Origin of the sequence: Alkalidesulfovibrio alkalitolerans DSM 16529, assembly GCF_000422245.1 — a bacterium.
Lineage (GTDB): Bacteria > Desulfobacterota > Desulfovibrionia > Desulfovibrionales > Desulfovibrionaceae > Alkalidesulfovibrio > Alkalidesulfovibrio alkalitolerans.
Genome location: NZ_ATHI01000032.1, coordinates 1 through 15,806, shown reverse-complemented (window position 1 = coordinate 15,806; position 15,806 = coordinate 1). Strand labels below are relative to the sequence as shown.

The following is a 15,806-nucleotide window of genomic DNA, read 5'->3' as shown; positions in this document are numbered from 1 at the left end:
CCGGACAAGACAAAAGGCCCCCGGAGACGAACTCCAAGGGCCTTTCCATGCGATGCGCCGATTCCCTACGGAACGAGAGGCGAGATGGTCACGGTCGGGCAAAGCCCTTTCAGCGCGCCTTCGGGATACGGTTGCAGGATGTTGTAGGAGATGGCCTGGGTCTCCTGGGCGTGGCCCTTCGTGTCGTCGCAATCGCAGTAGGCGCCATTGACTTCGAGGATGTGTTCGATGCGGTTCTGGAAGGCTTTGACGAAGGCGCTTCCGAGGCCGTCGAAGCTCATGTTGCCCAGCCGGAACTGCCCCTTGATCTTAGCCACCTCGTCCAGCGAGAGGGAGTTGGCCTCAAGGTCGGCTTGCTTGGTGATGTACCCCCACACAAGGTTGCGCTCGGGGATGGTGATGGGCTCGACGGCATCGATGATGGTGTGGGGCATGATGATGCATTCCTTGCCCACTGTAATCTTGGCATCCGCCTTGCCGCGCACAAAGGAGTTGAAGCCGGTGAAGACCTTGCGGCCGAGATGGGCGTTGATGACCTTGCCGCCGTGTGCGGTGACGTTCATGCCGTCGTAGGTCGAATTGACGATGTAGCAGCTTTCCTGGGCGTTGGCGCCATCGCCGAGGCTCGACGACTCGATGTAGGCCCGCTGCGAGACGAGCACGTTGTTGCCCACCTTACAATTGCCCTTAACCACGGCATAAGGGCTGACGAACGCGCTCTCTGGAACTTCCACCCCCAGCTCGGGGATGACCGAGCTGTAGATGGGGATAAAGTCTTCCTTGCGGCTCTCGCAGAAGTCGATCAGTTCGCCCTTAGGCTTAGAGCCGGGAGTGAGGCTGATGTACTTGTCCACCACGCCGTCAGGGAAGCGATAGTTGAACTCAAAGGCGCCCTCGGCGCGCACCCAGATGCGCCCTTTCTCGATTTTTTCGTGGCTCAGATCCCCGGCCTGGACATAGGAGAACTCGCCGAAGACGCAGTCGTGGCACATGGACAGATCGACCGTGGCGAACGGCATGAGCAGGCAGCCTTCCATGGTCGTTCCATGAATGTTCGAGTAATGCAGCGCCACGGTGTTGATGATGCGGAATATCTCAAGGCTCTCGGGGTTGTGTGAATTGGCGTGCACCAGGGTCTTGACCAGCATGCTGTCTTTGATGCGAATGATTTCGTCATCGTACAGCGTGACCTTGATGCCGTCGAACTCCAAAGTGCTTCCCTTCGCCTTCAATTCGTCACCACGAATGTCGCTCTTATAGAGAATGCTGTGATCGACCTCGCATTTACCGAGAAAATACGTTCCCGCAAGGCTGGAATGCTTGAAACTGAAATACAGAGGGTGGTTTGGCGTCAGGGCGTAGAACGCATAGTACAGCGCATGGCTGTCCACGGGAACGAGGTTGCGAACATATGGCGCGACATCGAAATACGGCTTGCGCAAATTGATGCTTACGCGGGTGATGATGTGCTCAAGGAGCTTTTCTATCTCTCGCATAATGGTATCCTTATAGACGGGTTGAACGGGAAGTAGCGCGCCCCTATGGCGCATTCTAGCCCGTTTGTTCAATGATCAAACCATTAACTATCGGGACCGGACTGTCAACTGGTCGGCAATATACTGAAAACAAAACAGTTTTCCGCCCTAGAATCTATCTTTCTAGATGGCGAGCGCCTTGTTTGGCCGGTCCTGCTGGGTGATCCTTTCATGCCAGTATGCCGTGGGAACACAAAGCGTTTGGCCTTGCGTTCCCACGGCGCTACAGGTCAACCCGCTGCGGGCAACGTGACCTGCATGCCCATGATGGGCCAGACGACCATGACGAACAGGCCGATCATGGCCATCAGGATCGCCGAGGCGATGGTTCCGTACTTGAAGAACTCGCCCGAGGTGAACTGTTTGGAATCATAGGCGATGGCGTTGGGCGCAGCACCCACGAGCAGCAGGAAGGGCATGCCCGCCGCGGCAAGGGACGCGAAGAGGATGACCTCGCCGGACACGCCGAGGTAGGGGGCGACGACCAGGGCCACGGGCAGCGATATGGCGATGGCTGCCACGTTCATGATGAAGTTGGTCATGATCAGCACGAAGAAGGTCATACCCATGACGAAGACGAACCAATGGGCTTCCTGGAAGATGGTCAGCCAGTTCACGGCCAGCCACTGGGCCGCGCCGGTCTCCCAGAGGCAGAAGCCGATGGACATGGCGCCCGCGAAGAGCAGGATGATGTTCCAGGGAATGGCTTCCAGATCGTTGATATCCAGAATCTTGATGATGAAGAAGGTGATCGTGGAGACCAGCAGAACCGCGGCTTTGTTGTAGTCGGCCAAGGCCGGGATGAAGGACTGCAGCGACATGAAGGCGATGACGCCGAGCACGATCGCTCCGGCGAGGATCTCGTTGCGGGTCACGGGGCCCATGTTCTTGTCGAGCTCGTCCACCTTCTTGCGCAGACCGGGAATGGTGGCCTTTTCGGGCTTGAAGAAGACCATCATGAAAGCCCACAAGATGACGACCATGAGTGCGCCCAAAGGCAGATTGTAGTAAAAGTACTCGAAGAAGGTGATGTCCGTATCCATCAATTCTTTGTAAAAGCCCAGGGCGACCATGCCGCGCGCCGCGCCGAGCAGACAGATGATCGAGCCCGCGCCCGCCACGTAGGCCATGCCGATGAACAGGCCCTTGCCGAACTTGGTGACCTTGTCGCCCTCGCCGTAAAGGCTGTAGATGGCCAGGAGCAGAGGATAGACCGTGGCGGCCACGGCCGTGTGGGCCATGAACAGGGTCAGGAAGGCCGTGACGAAGAAGCAACCCAGGTAGATCATGCTCGTGCGTTCGCCCACGATCTTCAGCATCTTGTAGGCCAGCCGCCTGGTCAGGCCGGTCTTGGTGAAGACGATGCCGATGACGATGGAGCCGAAGATGAACAGCACCGAAGGGTCCATAAAGGCTCGAAACGCCTCGCGTGCGGGCCTGATGAAGAACAGGGCCTGCAACGTGCCGATGAGCAGCGAGGTGACGCCGATGGGCACGACCTCGAAGACCCACCAGATGCCCGCCCACAGGAACACGGCAAGCGCTCCCTTGGCCTCGGGGCTCAAGGCGAAGCTGACGCCCAGCGGGTCGATGGCGTCGGGCCATGGAGGGGAATAATAGACGGTGAAGAACAGGGCCGGGCCCAGGAACATGAAAAACAGCTTGGACCAGTTGATGGGCTTGTTCTGTACAACTTCAGCGGCGCTCATTGTATTCTTTCTCCTGAATCTGCGAGAGTGTCTCGAAAAATCGCCACGGGCGGACGGCTAGTCCATCACGCAGGCCAGCATCCGCCTGCGAACCTCTTCAAAGAGGTCTCCGTAGCGCACAACACCGACGATCTTGCCTCCCGACCGGACCAGCAACGGCTGGCGGATGCCCAGGACGTAGCGGTGCAACGCCTTGTCCAGGCTGTCGTCGGCATCCACGTACTTGTGGTCGGCCAAAGGGCCGATGACATCGCCGACCTTCAGCGATGCAGCCCTGGAACAGACCTTGTCCAGGGATTCAGGCCACAGATCGTACTCGCGGTACATGTTTGAGACATACTCGCTCAAGAGCGCGGTATGAGAGCTCTTTTGCTGTAGAATCTTCTTGTAGGTGGGTTCGAGGGCGAGAAAAATGTCGAGCATGGTCAACACGCCGACTATCTCACCTTTTTCCGAGAACACGAGAGCGTCGCGGTGAGCCCTCTTGTCCCCTCTTTCCTGTTTGTACTTCTCGAAGGCCAGAAAACACTCATACAACGTGTCGGTCTCTTTTACGGCGACGTATTCCGAAATCGGAATCATCAAATTCCTAACGCTGGCGGAATCCATTGTCGTACCTTCCCGGGTTGGGGTCTTGTTGCGGTGCCTAGTCTCTAATCCGTCAGTTACTCTTCTCCCACGATAAACGAGGTCATGTGATAAATTGAACAAGGCATTATGTCAACTGGCCGTAACCCAAATCTCCCGTGCGCTCCACACTTTCATTAGACCTAACGAATGCCCGTAGAGCGCGTATTTTCGCGCCCTTCCGAGCGCAATCGATTACCGCTCGCCTTACAACCCGAAGGTAAATAATGCTAGCGATAAAAATCGAAAGCCAAGATGATCGGCGACCGCAGCCTTCGCGATCCGGGGTCGAGTGAAAAAAGGGGCAAATCCTTGCGTGATTCCGCCAGAGAAGAGGTCCCGCGTGAAGTCTCTCACGGAAAATCTCCACGCGAAACAAGGATAAAACGCCGGAAAGCGTGGCTTAGGAGGATCGTGAAGATTGGGGCAATATCCGCCTCGTTGCGCCCATGTTTCTCGCTCCCCCGGTAGGCCGTATGCGAAGTGCGCCCGGCATCTGTAGCGCCAGGGCATAGACGACGAACGGCAACGCCGCCTGGGTCAGGGCGAAGACCGCCGCCACGCGGCGATCGCCGCCCGCGGCCAGGGTCACGGCCTCGGTTGTCAGCGTGGGTATGCGCCCTGCCCCGGCAAAGATCGTGGGCAGATATTGCGAGACGCTCACGGCGAACCCCACGGCTGCGGCAAAGGCCACGGGCCGCAACAGAAGCGGCAGCTTGACGGTCCAAAAGGCGCGCATGGGCGAGGCCCCAAGGCCCAGGGCAGAGCGGACGTAGCGCTCGTCCAAGGCTCGCCACGGATCGGCGAGCGACAGGAAGACGTACGGGAAGACAAACAGCATGTGGGCCAGAATCACCGCGAAGAGCGTCCCGTCCAGCCCCAGATGCACCAAAAGAGTCTGTAGCCCGTACATGAAGGCGATCTGCGGCACCAGAAGCGGCGCATACAGCAGCCACGGAGTGTATCTGGCGGCCCTCACCCCGCGCCGGGCCTCGTTCTCCAAGCAGCCCACGGCCAGAAGGAGCGATGCGGCCATGGCCGACACGCCCACGACGATCGTGTTCCACAACGGCCAGGCCAATTCGGGCAGGGCGCGCCGCCAGGCGTCGAGGCTCCATTGCGAGGGCAGTGCCTCGGGAAACCACCACGATCTGGCCACGGACCACAGAACGAGCGCCGAAAGCCCCAGGCCGAAGACGCCCCAGACGGCTCCGGCCACGCCGAACACGGCCACGGCCCCTCCCCTGCCCCCGCGCCCCCGGCCGCCCGATACGAGCCAGTCGCGCGCGAGGCGGGCCGCCGTGATCTCTCCAAGCCGCCAGACGCCGAGCGCACCGACGACCACGGCCAGTTGCACAAGCGCCCCGGCCGTCCCAGGCAGGATCATAGCCGGATCGCGGTCCAGGAAGAGACGATAGACGTAGACGGCCAAAGGCGGCGGCGTGGATGGCCCGAGGATCAGGCCCACGTCCACCACGGACAGGGAAAAGGCGAGCAGGGCGTACACGGGCAAACGGATCTGGGGATAGACCTGGGGCAGGATCACCTTGCACCAGGCGGCCGCCCCTCCGTACCCAAGGGAACGGGCCACGGCCAGGAAACGGATTGTCTGGGTCTGTCCAAGCGCGCCGATGGTCATGAACAGGAGGTAGGGAACCGCCTTGAGCAGCAGTCCCGCGATCATGGCCAGCCCGTAAGGGTCTTGGATGATGCGCAAATCCGGCGGCTGCGTGAAGCCCGTGAGCCAGGGCGATACCAGGCGCATGAGCCAACCGCTCGGAGCGATCACAAAGGCCAGGCCGATGGCCACGGCCGCGTGCGGCGCGGCCAGCATGGGCGCGAGCAGTCCCTTCAGCCGCGAAAAGAACGGAGTCCCGTGGGCTGCTGCGCACAGCGCCACCGTCACGGCCAAGGCCAGGACAGTGGAGCCGAATCCGACCGCCAGGGAGACGGCCACGGCAGCGGAAAGCCCAGGCATCTCAAGAAGATGCCGGAGGGCAGAAAGATCGAGGGACGTCCGCCCCAGGGCTGGAAACCAGCCCACGGCAGGCAGAACGGTTCCGGCGAGCCCCGCCGCCACGGGCAGCAGGAACGCCGACACCGCGAGCCAGGGGAAGAAACGCAGCATGTTAGCCGCCGTACCGCCTGCCCCACTCCTCGACGATCATGTTCATCCACGACGGGTGCGGCTCGGGCAGGGGGCGGTCCAGTTCATCCGGGGCGAGCGTGGCCGGTCCCCGCGGCAAGGCGTCGAACAGGGCACGGTCTCCAGCCGTCAGCCTGTTTAGGTCGAGCACGGTCATGTCTCCCCACACGCGCGGATCCTGCTTCCTGGCCTGGGCCTCGGGCGAAAGCAGGAAGTCTGCCACGACCATGGCCGCTTCCCTGGCCGAGGAGTTGAAGGGGATGGCCACGAAATGGGTGTTGCCGATGGTCCCGCCCGCAAGGACGAAGGTGCGCACGCTCGGCGGAAGCTGGCCCGACTGGATCAGATTCGAGGCCTCGGCCGGGTGGAACGAGATGCTCATGTCCACTTCGCCGTCGGCCAGAAGCTGGTGCTGCACCGAGGCGTTCTCGGGAAACTGCCTGCCACTACGCCACAGGTTCGGTTTGAGTTGTTCGTACCAGGCCCACAGCGGCGCAGTCACGATCTGAAAGTTTGCGGGGGTGGCCGGAAGTTGGAGGACCCCGGCGTCATCGACCAGTTCGATGAGCGCCTGCTTGAGGAACGTCGAACCCATGAAGTTGCGCACCTGCGGGTGTGTGAAACGGCCGGGATTGGCCGCGGCCCAGGAAAGAAGAGCCCGCATGTCGCGCGGCGGATCGGGCAATCTGGCGGCATCGTGCAGGAACACGATCTGAGCCATGCCCCAGGGCGATTCCAAGCCCTCCACCGGTACCGTGAAATCGAGAAGAACCGTGGGCTTGCCGTCGTAGTCCACGAGCGCGGCGTTGGGCAGCCGGTCGGCGAAGGGGCCGTACAAAAGGCCGTTCTCCTTCATGGCCAGAAAATTTTCGCCGTTGATCCACAGCAGGTCCACGGAGCCGCCCGATGTCCTACCCGCATTTTTTTCGGCCAAGACGCGGGCCACGGATTCTGCCAGGTTCGTGACCTTGACGTGGCGCAAGGTAATGCCATGGCGACGCGAAACCTCAGCAGCCACCCAGGCTATGTAGTCGTTGGCCGCCTCGGACCCTGCCCAGGCGTTCCAGTAGACGGTCTGGCCGCGCGCCGTGGCGAGAACAGCGTTCCAGTCGTCCGCCGACGCACGTGCTGAAACCGAACCGGCCAGGAGCACAAGCACGGCCATGAAAGAAATCGACAGGCGAAACATGGATCACTCCTTTGAATCAGGTATCGAGGGAAACGACGGGGCCATGGGCGGCCTCGGCGTCGGACTGGTCGTGGGTGACCAGCAGGGTCGGCAGCCCAGCCGCCCTGGCATGATCGAAAACGAACTGGCGGAACTCCTTCCGCGTCTCGACGTCCAGACTCGCGAACGGCTCGTCCAATAACAATGCACGGGGTTTGGCAAGGAGCGTCCGCATCAATGCCACGCGGGCTCGTTGCCCGCCGGAGAGCGTGCCTGGTTCGCGCCGGAAAAAGCCAGCAAGCCCGCACTCGACCAGGGCCTGTTCGGCCAGCGCGATACGCTCGTCCTGGGACAGCCCCCGCCGGGGAATGCCGAACAGCAGATTCCCGCCCACACTCATGTGCGGAAAAAGCAGGTCGTCCTGAAAGAGGATGCCCAGGGCCCGGCGTTCGGGCGGCAGCCCAGAGATGTCGCGACCGTCGAGGATGATGCGGCCCGAGGCCGTGAACGTCCGGGGCAGCGCCCCGCACAGGAACGACAACAGGCTCGACTTCCCCGCTCCGCTGCGGCCCTTGACCGTGACGATGACGCCCGGCGGCACGTCGAGGTTCAGATCCTGGACGAGCACCGTCTCGCCCAGGGCCAGATGCAGGCCGCGAAGCGAAAGCACGCCATGCCCGGAAGAGAGAGGCGCGGGTGCATCGCCTTGCGCGACGGTAGGAGCGAGACAGGCTGCCACATCGACGTGATACATGCATCGTGCAGCGGAGACAACCGATCGGGAAGATATTGGCGGTCTCGATGGCCTGTGGGAAATCGTGCGCCCAAAACGAATGGCCGGCCCCGGCAAGCGCCAGGACCGGCCATCGCGTCATGCAACAGGCGATGCTTCCGGGGCTGCCTGCTAGACCGCCCTGGCCATCTCGCGGCGCACGGCGCCCAGGTTGATGACGATGGGGCGGATGAGATCGAAGCCCTTGGAATCACACCATGCGTGCTCATCGGCGAAATGGCCGTCGTAGAGCACATTGTCGAGGATGAAGTAGTCCTTCTCGCCCATGATGCTATCCCAGCGCTGCACCTGGAAGGTGAACCGGGCCGGATCGAAATCGGAGATGTCGTTCCAACGCCAGACGCAACCGCAGGGCTCGTTGTCGTAGCCGAGCACGCAAGCGTAGTTGGCATTGCTCTCCAGGTACATGCGGCGGCGAACCTCAAAGACCTCGCGGGTCAGCCCGGACTGGTCGAACTCCTGCGGCGCGCCGTCGAGGCGCACGCGCACGAGGAGTTCGGGATCAACGCGCATGCCGCAGGTAGTCGTGTTCCCCTTGCGCCACCAATTGGCGTATTTGTGGCGGTACACGGCCTTGCCGAGCTTCTGCATCTTCTTGGCCACCAGCCCGGAAACTGGGTGTAGGGCCAAATCGCAACACAATCCACGGGTATCGAATTCCAAACGCATTGTGTTCTCCTTCTTATTCACGTTGCTCCCACCGTGTGCGGACGGAGCGCCAGACTGATTGATTGATCGATCAGCCAATGTGAAGGAAGTATCAAACGCCGCTGCGCCTGGCAAGAACTTCCTATTCCCAAAAGCCCGGCGGACGAGCGCGCACGTTTATCGACACGCTATGGGCAGCGACCCCGCGCAACGGCCACTCGACGAAACTGAGCCGCCGCCACGAAGAGTTCCGGGACGACAGGCGGAAAGTCTGGACATCTGCCGCAAAGGGGCGGATGCTGCATGTGCGGTTTCAGGACGCAGTGCCGACTCCGCGTGGCTGCCTCCAAATCCAGATCGTGGGAGATATGCGTGTCCAAAGCATTCGCATCGAGATCGGTGCTGCGGTGAGGGTGTCGGAACCGTGCGTCGGCTGCGGCCGCTGCTGTCTTGGCGACCAGTGCGAAGTCTCGCACAGACTGCACGGCTACAAACCACGCTGCCCCGAGCTTTCGTGGGATGCCGCCGCTGGTCGCTACGTCTGCCTGCTGATGCTCAATCCCGAGCGAGGGGCGACTTTCAAGGCTGAACTCTACGCTGGCGAAGGTTGCTGCTCGCCAGACAATCCCTGGCGGAGAGATGTGCGCAAGCGCGACCTGGGATCTTGAGCGGAGATTTTTTGTCGATCCCACGACAAATCCCGTTGACATCCCAGATCGGAATAGATAAACACCGACTTCCCGTTGCACGGGCGGATAGCTCAGTTGGGAGAGCATCGGCCTTACAAGCCGAGGGTCGCAGGTTCGAGCCCTGTTCCGCCTACCACCCGTGCCTTGAAATTCGGAGCGGTAGTTCAGTTGGTCAGAACGCCGGCCTGTCACGCCGGAGGTCGCGGGTTCAAGTCCCGTCCGCTTCGCCATCAAGAGAACAAAGGCCAGTGAGCAATCACTGGCCTTTTTCTTTTGCCCATTTCGCCGTCCTCCTCCCGTACCGCCCTGCACGATCCAAAATCGGCTATATGGCGGCGGCGAGGCCGTCGATGTCCCTCAGATAGTCCTCGATGCGAGCGAAGGTCGATGGGTTGCGCAATGCGCGGCTACCTGGCCGCGTATACTCGTGCCAGGCCATGTAGCACCAGGACAAGGCGCGCAAGAGAATGGTCCGTTCCATGAGCGCCACCTTGGCGTCCAATTCTTCAAGTGGCTCTTCAAGTCCCGATTCCACCAAATAGGTCGTCAGAAAACGCAAACGCTCGTCCGGGCCGAACGTGTAGTCCGTCTTCCAGCGCGTGGTGGTGCGCACCAGGAAATGCCCAAGATCCTGACAACGCGTTGAAAGCACTGCCTTTTCCCAGTCCACGAGCCAAGCGCGGCCCTGCCGCTCCCCTTCCCCGACGATAAAATTACCGGAGTTGACCTCGGTGTTGACCAGCACCTGGGCATCGCGCGCAAACAGTTCGCGGGCCTCTTCGGCCAGCCGCAGGACGCGCGCGTGCAGGCCCAAAAGCGCCGTCCGCTTTTCGCGCAACGGATGTTCCGGATAACGCTCGATGAGCGAAAGGCTTTCGTCGGCAATGGCGGCGACGGGATCGGGCTGGCGCACAAGCTCCGGATTTGGCGCGACCTCATGGACGCGGGCGAAGATACGGGCCGCAAGATCGCTGTCAGTCGCATAATCGAAGGCACGGCCGGGCAGATATTCCATGAGCAGGACACCGCCGGGAAGGCCCCGCGGCGCTGGCTCCACGACATGCGGCCGGGGCGTGACCCCGCTTTGAGCAAGGGCCTGCAGCACATTGAATTCGTAAACGATCTGCCGCTCGCCAAGCCCCAACTGGCTGCCGTGATTGATGCGCAGCACCAGATCGCCATGCGGCGCGCGGACAAACCAGTTCTCGTTGTATTCCCCGGCGGCCAGAAAAGTGACATCCGCAGGCGAGGACACGTCCGCCCAGCCCGATTCGCGCACGAAGACGAAGACCGCCTCGCGCCTGTCCGGAAGCGACGCCTCAGCCGCCATGCCCCGCGATGCCCTTGAGAAGTCCCAGGCAGCCCGCGACCATCATATCACCGCCGGGATGGGGGAATTCGGCCTCGAATCCCCGCAGGAGATCGCGGCGCGGGCCGATGACGAAGGTGGGCGCGAAACCGGCCGCCCGCGACGGCGCATCGAGCGTCATGCAGCCGTGCCCCTTGGCCTCGAAAACCTCCGCAAAGCTGAGGCGGCAGGCCTTGAAGCGCGCCAGATCGTCCCACAGGGCGCGGCCGTCGAGGAGGCCGGTGTGCTGCTCGTACACGCCGTACACCCGGCCATCGAGGACCAGGAAGGCGATGGTGTGCGAGTTGCCCACGTTGACAACGCAAATGCCCTGCTCGCGCGAAAGCTCCTCGATGCGCGGCACGCTGAGCACGCCGAGCACCGCGGCCGGGCCGGAATCCGCCACCGGACCGCCGCCGATGGCGCGCTGCAAAACGGCCAGGCGCGTCAGTTCCTCGGGCGGCGCGGCATAGACCAGGGCCTCGATCCGGCCGTTCGCCTCGGTCAGAAAGCGCCGCCACAGGGCGAAGCGGCCCTCGCGGTTGCTCTTGCCGGGATGAAAGCCGTGGTCCTGGGCGCAGGCCGCGACCATCTCGGGCAATGGCAACCCGGCCGCGCCGAGGAACGCCTCCCAAAATCCCGGATCGTAATCCGCGAGTTGGACCGGCGCGTGGCCGCGCGGGGCCGTCTCGCTCAGCCGCACGCCCATGGTCGTGACGAGGCCAAGGTCGTCGGCCAGGGCGAAGGCCGCGTCGGGATGGGCGGAGGCCGCGAACCCGGTCGCAAGGTGGTCCTTCAGTGCCCGCACGAAGCCGCCGCCCATGTTCGTGCCGCACAGGTGAATGTCGCGCCCTTGCCGGGTCAGTTCCCGGATACGGGCGTCCACGCGCCGGGCCGGGGCGGGCAGCACGAATTTGGGCCAGTTAGAGGGGTTCTGGTCGGCCAGGGCGTAGAGCACGTCCTGGGTGCCGCTGCCGATGTCCAAAAGCAGGATGCGTTCGGCGGGATAGATCATGCATTTTCCTTCTTGCAAGGGGAAAGACAGGACAAATGCTTCAATGCACCCGTCCGCCCACGGGAACGTCGCGCTCGGGTTCGAGCAGCGTCACCCTGCCCTGCTCGTCGGGCACGCCCAGGACCAGAACCTCGCTCACGAATCCCGCGATGCGGCGGGGCGGCAGATTGGTGACGGCCACGACCAAACGTCCGACGAGTTCGTCGGGGGCATAGAGGTCCGTAATCTGCGCGCTACTATGACGCAGGCCATGCTCACCGAAATCTATGCGCAGCCTGTAGGCAGGCGTTTTTGCCTTGGCAAGCGGCTCGGCAGTCACAACGCGCCCAACACGCATCTCGACTTCGAAGAACCGCTCGGCCGTCGTTTCCGAAAGATCGTCCCTGCCCACTCTTGCCTCCCCGTGCCGGATCATGGCGCAGACATGCCTTGTGCCGACCCGACAATCTAGTATAGGAGCCCGAGACCTGACAAGGTGGCATCCAAGACCGCCAGGGAGGTTCCCGTGTTCATCATATATGCCCTTCTCGCCTACGTGGCCCTGCTCGCCCTCGTCTCCACGGCCGTGGCTGTGATCATCCACGCTCTCCTGTGGTACGAATCCTTCGGCACGCCGCACGAGGAAAGGCTCAGGCGCCTTGCCCGCGAAGGCCTCTGGCGCTTTTTCCTGGGGCGTGTCGCCATCTCTGCCGCCTGCCAGTTCTTCCTGCTGCTCACCCTTCCGCTCGGCCGCCTGCCCTCGCTGGCCAGGCCGGACAAGGACGCCTCCGGGCCATGCGTGGTCTTCATCCACGGACTGTACAACAATCCAGCCGTCTGGCTCTTGTGGCGCCGGTGGTTCAGACAGGCGGGCCTGCCCCGGCAGTACTGCCCGCGCTACGAAAGCCTGCACCAGGACTTCATGCCCGCGATGCGCGGCGTGGCCGCCCAGGTGCGCGCGATCATGAAAGAAAATCCAGACCGCCCCATCATTCTGGTGGGACACAGCCTTGGCGGCGTGATCGCCCGGCGGCTGTTGGCCGAGGAGGACATCGCAAAGCGGGTCGCGGCCTGCGTCACCGTGGGCGCGCCGCACAGAGGAAGCAGCCTCGGGGCGCTGGGCTTCGGCCGTCTGGTGGACGACCTGCACCCGACCTCGGAGGTCATGCTGGCGCTGCAGGCCTTCACGCCCGCTGCGCCGGTGCCCGCGCTCTCCCTGCGCTCCAACGTGGACGCCATGGTCCTGCCAGTGGACAACAGCAGACCTCCGGCAGGCTCGGGCTTTCAGGACGTCGAGACGCCGACCTGCGGCCACGTTCAGTTCCTCTACCATCCGGGCGTGGCCCGCATGGCCATCGACTTCGTGCAGTCGTCCCTGGCCGGACGAAGCGCTCCTAGTCGATGACCCCGTGAAGCGCCCCGCCCGGCGCGGCCAGGGCGTCCACGCGCGCCTCGACCACGGGATCGGGGTCGAGCGGCGGCGCGTGGTAGGTCTTCAGCCGGGCGTCGATGACCAAGGGTCCGGCGCACCCCCAGTGCTTGCAATGGGTGAACGACTTGCCACCGTAGATGTCGGTGGCAGGGTCCGAGCGGGTGAACGTAACCCACAGGAAGTTGTCCCAGTCAGCCGCAGTGAAGGCCGCATCGTCGCAGACCACCACCAGAGGCAGCCCTTCCATGCCGCTCGTCTCGCCCAATGCCTTGGCCAGGGATTGCAGCCTCGGGTCGTGCCTATCGCGCCCTGCGCCGTGCGGCGGGCCCTGGACGATCACGATTCCTGCCGAAAAGACGCGCGCTTCGCCAAAGGGCTCGGGCAACGCGAAGTCCCGGGGAAGCTCGGAGGAAAGCTCGCGCCGGGGCGCTCCTGCGGCCGCGATGATGACCTTGGATCCCTGATTCAGGCTGATGCCTGAATAATCCAGGGTATCCATGGTCGTGCGCGTGAGAAAGTGCAGATCGCGGGAGAGGTCGATGCGCTCCAGCACATGGGCCAGGAAATGCGGGATCTTGTGGGCTGAGAGGAGTCCGGAATCCTCGGCCGCCGCGATGATGACGTACTTGGAGAGCGAGGTCTGCGTGGTCCCCAGCAGCGCGCAGGCCGATGTCAGCAACTCCTGTGGCTGACGCTCGGCGGCATAGGGCACGTAGCGCTCGCTGCCCACAGCCAGAAGCAGCGGATGCACTCCGGCCGCATCCACGGCGTGCACTTCCCGCACACCCGAAAAAACCGTGGGCACCAGCGCCCCGGTGAGATCGTGAATGAATTCCCCGAAGACCGTGTCCTCCTGCGGCGGGCGGCCGACAGTGGTGAACGGCCACACGGCGTTTTCGCGATGCAGCACGCGGGTCACGGTCATAACGGGGAAGTCGTGGGCCAGGGAATAGTAGCCCAGATGGTCGCCGAACGGCCCCTCGGGCTTGACCGCGTGCGGCTCGATGTAGCCCTGGATGCAGAAGTCCGCCTCGGCCAGGACAGGCAGGCCGCCTTCGGGCCGCACCATGCGCACTCGCCGTCCGCCCAGCACTCCCGCGAAGAATATTTCGGGCATGCCCTCAGGCAGGGGCATGACGGCAGCCAGGGTCATGGCCGGGGGACCGCCCACGAAGACGTTGACCGGCAGCCGCTCCCCGCGCCGGATGGCGGCCGCGTGGTGCGGACCAATACCGCGATGAATTTGGTAGTGCAGGCCCACCTCGCGGTCTGGGGCAAAGGTCTCGCCTGAAAGCTGCACGCGGTACATGCCGAGGTTCGAGCGCGCATATCCCGGCGCATCGGGGTCCTCGGTGTAGACCTGCGGCAACGTCACGTAGGCCCCGCCGTCCATGGGCCAGGAGCGTAGTTGCGGCAGCTCCGAGAGACGCGTGGTGCGGGCCATGATCGGCCCCGTGGACACGGTCTTGGGCATGGTATGCAACAGCGCCAGGGGAACACCACTGAAGCGCAAGGGCTTTTTCAAAAGCGCGGCCGGGTCGGCTTTCAGGCTCATGAGGGCTTCAAGAGAACGCAGGGTGTCGCGGAAGATGTAGCGGATGCGCTCGGAGGTGCCAAAGAGGTTGCCAACCATGGGGAAGGTGCAACCCTTGACGTTCTCGAAGAGAATCGCTGGTCCACCCTTGCGGTATGCCCGGCGCTGGATGACTCCAGCCTCAATATTCGCGTCGACCGGCTCGCGCAGGCGCACGAGGCGGCGTGTCGCTTCGAGCTCGCGCAGACATTCGGACAGATTCACGTACCCCATGAGGTCTCCTTTTCATTACCGGAAGCGCAAAACGGAAAACTGGATCATGACACAACGCCCTGCCTAGCAAGGCACGGGTCACGCGGTCAACCCGATGGCCCGCGCGAACTCGGGGTTGGCAAGGGATCATCGACGTAGCGCCATCTTTTCCAATTTCCTACCCAGCAGATATTGATTTCCACGCGAACTTGGTATAGGCAGCTTGCGTTCCCTGGCGACAGCCGCCACCTTCCGCATCGCATACCTCCATGCGAGCGCCTTCGCGACAGGCCTCCATGACCATGCGCGTCCGCGGCGCGACCGCCGTGACGCGTGGACATTTTGCCATGAGGTCGTCATGAGACTATCGACGAAGAGCCGCTATGGGACTCGACTCCTGCTGGATATCGCCCTGAATTGTCAGGACGGCCCCGTCCGCATCCAGGACACTGCCCAGCGGCAGGACATCTCCGTCAAGTATCTGGAGCGCATAGCCCAAATATTGCGCAAAGGCGGCTTTCTCAAAAGCCGTCGTGGCAAAAAAGGTGGCCACACCATCGCCAAGCCGCTCGACCAGATCAGCGTGGGCGAAGTGATCAAGTTGCTCGAGGGCGACAGCCTCCTGGCGGAATGCGGAACCAACAATCCGCATTGCAACCTTGCCGGTAATTGCATCACCCGACTGGTCTGGATGGAGGCCAGCACAGCCATGTTCGAGAAGCTCAACACCATCACTTTCGCTGATCTGGCCAAACACGCCAAGGAAGGCACCATCTTCGACCAGCATTGCAACGGCCTTGCGGTCTGCCTTTTGGACGACCCCAGGGCCAAACGGAATTCCTCCTGACCAGCTCGACCCGAGGGAGCCTGCGCTTCCGCCACGGGCAAATTCGCATATCCGCCTTGCAGGCGGGCAAGAGCGCCGGGACGG

14 protein-coding genes and 2 tRNA genes are annotated in these 15,806 nt (G+C 62.7%); 5 read left to right on the top strand and 11 right to left on the bottom strand.

The genetic code is table 11. The annotated features are described in order from the left end of the window. Nucleotides 1-65: 65 nt before the first annotated feature. From DSAT_RS13955 to DSAT_RS13925, 7 genes are all read right to left on the bottom strand, one after another. Nucleotides 66-1,496: a transferase hexapeptide repeat containing protein gene (locus tag DSAT_RS13955; RefSeq protein ID WP_020888180.1), complete on the bottom strand. Its 1,431-nt coding sequence runs from the start codon at nt 1,494-1,496 to the stop codon at nt 66-68. 269 nt (nt 1,497-1,765) lie between these two features. Further along, nucleotides 1,766-3,244: an SLC13 family permease gene (locus tag DSAT_RS13950; RefSeq protein ID WP_020888179.1), complete on the bottom strand. Its 1,479-nt coding sequence runs from the start codon at nt 3,242-3,244 to the stop codon at nt 1,766-1,768. 57 nt (nt 3,245-3,301) lie between these two features. Next, complete coding sequence (locus DSAT_RS13945; protein ID WP_020888178.1) at nt 3,302-3,826, bottom strand: CBS domain-containing protein; 525 nt, start codon at nt 3,824-3,826, stop codon at nt 3,302-3,304. 448 nt (nt 3,827-4,274) lie between these two features. Continuing rightward, nucleotides 4,275-5,999, bottom strand: coding sequence for an ABC transporter permease (locus DSAT_RS13940; protein ID WP_020888177.1), 1,725 nt, complete (start codon nt 5,997-5,999; stop codon nt 4,275-4,277). Nucleotide 6,000: 1 nt separating this feature from the next. Next, entirely contained in the window at nt 6,001-7,206 is a 1,206-nt protein-coding gene (locus DSAT_RS13935) for an ABC transporter substrate-binding protein (protein ID WP_020888176.1), read from the bottom strand. A gap of 16 nt (nt 7,207-7,222) precedes the next feature. Further along, nucleotides 7,223-7,939 carry an ATP-binding cassette domain-containing protein gene (locus tag DSAT_RS13930; RefSeq protein WP_020888175.1) on the bottom strand — a complete coding sequence of 239 codons (717 nt, stop codon included), beginning with the start codon at nt 7,937-7,939 and terminating at the stop codon, nt 7,223-7,225. Nucleotides 7,940-8,089: 150 nt separating this feature from the next. After that, a complete protein-coding gene (locus tag DSAT_RS13925; protein WP_020888174.1) occupies nt 8,090-8,647 on the bottom strand; it encodes a hypothetical protein in 558 nt (185 codons plus the stop codon). 347 nt (nt 8,648-8,994) lie between these two features. Between DSAT_RS13925 and DSAT_RS15220 the strand changes: the two genes are divergently transcribed. From DSAT_RS15220 to DSAT_RS13915, 3 genes are all read left to right on the top strand, one after another. After that, nucleotides 8,995-9,294 (top strand): hypothetical protein, encoded by a 300-nt coding sequence (locus DSAT_RS15220; RefSeq protein WP_084712884.1) that lies wholly within the window; start codon nt 8,995-8,997, stop codon nt 9,292-9,294. Between the two features lie 81 nt (nt 9,295-9,375). Then, nucleotides 9,376-9,451 (top strand) — tRNA-Val (locus DSAT_RS13920). 17 nt (nt 9,452-9,468) lie between these two features. After that, nucleotides 9,469-9,545: transfer RNA gene (locus tag DSAT_RS13915), tRNA-Asp, on the top strand. 95 nt (nt 9,546-9,640) lie between these two features. Here the strand turns inward: DSAT_RS13915 and DSAT_RS13910 are convergent. Genes DSAT_RS13910 through DSAT_RS13900 form a run of 3 tightly spaced genes read right to left on the bottom strand, consistent with a single transcriptional unit; the run spans nt 9,641 to nt 12,069 of the window. Beyond that, complete coding sequence (locus DSAT_RS13910; RefSeq protein WP_020888172.1) at nt 9,641-10,645, bottom strand: aminoglycoside phosphotransferase family protein; 1,005 nt, start codon at nt 10,643-10,645, stop codon at nt 9,641-9,643. Beyond that, on the bottom strand, nt 10,635-11,678 hold the full coding sequence (locus tag DSAT_RS13905; RefSeq protein WP_020888171.1) for a DUF1786 domain-containing protein: 1,044 nt from the start codon (nt 11,676-11,678) through the stop codon (nt 10,635-10,637). The genes DSAT_RS13910 and DSAT_RS13905 overlap by 11 nt, the downstream gene beginning before the upstream one ends. 40 nt (nt 11,679-11,718) lie before the next feature. Beyond that, on the bottom strand, nt 11,719-12,069 hold the full coding sequence (locus DSAT_RS13900) for a tRNA-binding protein (RefSeq protein ID WP_020888170.1): 351 nt from the start codon (nt 12,067-12,069) through the stop codon (nt 11,719-11,721). Nucleotides 12,070-12,183: 114 nt separating this feature from the next. Between DSAT_RS13900 and DSAT_RS13895 the strand changes: the two genes are divergently transcribed. After that, nucleotides 12,184-13,062, top strand: coding sequence for a lipase family alpha/beta hydrolase (locus tag DSAT_RS13895; RefSeq protein ID WP_020888169.1), 879 nt, complete (start codon nt 12,184-12,186; stop codon nt 13,060-13,062). Here DSAT_RS13895 and DSAT_RS13890 read toward each other — a convergent pair. Further along, nucleotides 13,052-14,896, bottom strand: a complete 1,845-nt coding sequence (locus DSAT_RS13890; protein WP_020888168.1) for a UbiD family decarboxylase — start codon at nt 14,894-14,896, stop codon at nt 13,052-13,054. The two genes, DSAT_RS13895 and DSAT_RS13890, sit on opposite strands and share 11 nt — an antisense overlap. Nucleotides 14,897-15,233: 337 nt before the next feature. Between DSAT_RS13890 and DSAT_RS13885 the strand changes: the two genes are divergently transcribed. Then, complete coding sequence (locus DSAT_RS13885; RefSeq protein WP_020888167.1) at nt 15,234-15,722, top strand: RrF2 family transcriptional regulator; 489 nt, start codon at nt 15,234-15,236, stop codon at nt 15,720-15,722. Nucleotides 15,723-15,806 lie beyond the last annotated feature (84 nt).

Coding starts and splice junctions, on each gene's coding strand:
- DSAT_RS13955 (WP_020888180.1), bottom strand. CDS start 1,496: ATGCGAGAGATAGAAAAGCTCCTTGAGCACATCATCACCCGCGTAAGC.
- DSAT_RS13950 (WP_020888179.1), bottom strand. CDS start 3,244: ATGAGCGCCGCTGAAGTTGTACAGAACAAGCCCATCAACTGGTCCAAG.
- DSAT_RS13945 (WP_020888178.1), bottom strand. CDS start 3,826: ATGATTCCGATTTCGGAATACGTCGCCGTAAAAGAGACCGACACGTTG.
- DSAT_RS13940 (WP_020888177.1), bottom strand. CDS start 5,999: ATGCTGCGTTTCTTCCCCTGGCTCGCGGTGTCGGCGTTCCTGCTGCCC.
- DSAT_RS13935 (WP_020888176.1), bottom strand. CDS start 7,206: ATGTTTCGCCTGTCGATTTCTTTCATGGCCGTGCTTGTGCTCCTGGCC.
- DSAT_RS13930 (WP_020888175.1), bottom strand. CDS start 7,939: ATGTATCACGTCGATGTGGCAGCCTGTCTCGCTCCTACCGTCGCGCAA.
- DSAT_RS13925 (WP_020888174.1), bottom strand. CDS start 8,647: ATGCGTTTGGAATTCGATACCCGTGGATTGTGTTGCGATTTGGCCCTA.
- DSAT_RS15220 (WP_084712884.1), top strand. CDS start 8,995: ATGCGTGTCCAAAGCATTCGCATCGAGATCGGTGCTGCGGTGAGGGTG.
- DSAT_RS13910 (WP_020888172.1), bottom strand. CDS start 10,645: ATGGCGGCTGAGGCGTCGCTTCCGGACAGGCGCGAGGCGGTCTTCGTC.
- DSAT_RS13905 (WP_020888171.1), bottom strand. CDS start 11,678: ATGATCTATCCCGCCGAACGCATCCTGCTTTTGGACATCGGCAGCGGC.
- DSAT_RS13890 (WP_020888168.1), bottom strand. CDS start 14,896: ATGGGGTACGTGAATCTGTCCGAATGTCTGCGCGAGCTCGAAGCGACA.
- DSAT_RS13885 (WP_020888167.1), top strand. CDS start 15,234: ATGAGACTATCGACGAAGAGCCGCTATGGGACTCGACTCCTGCTGGAT.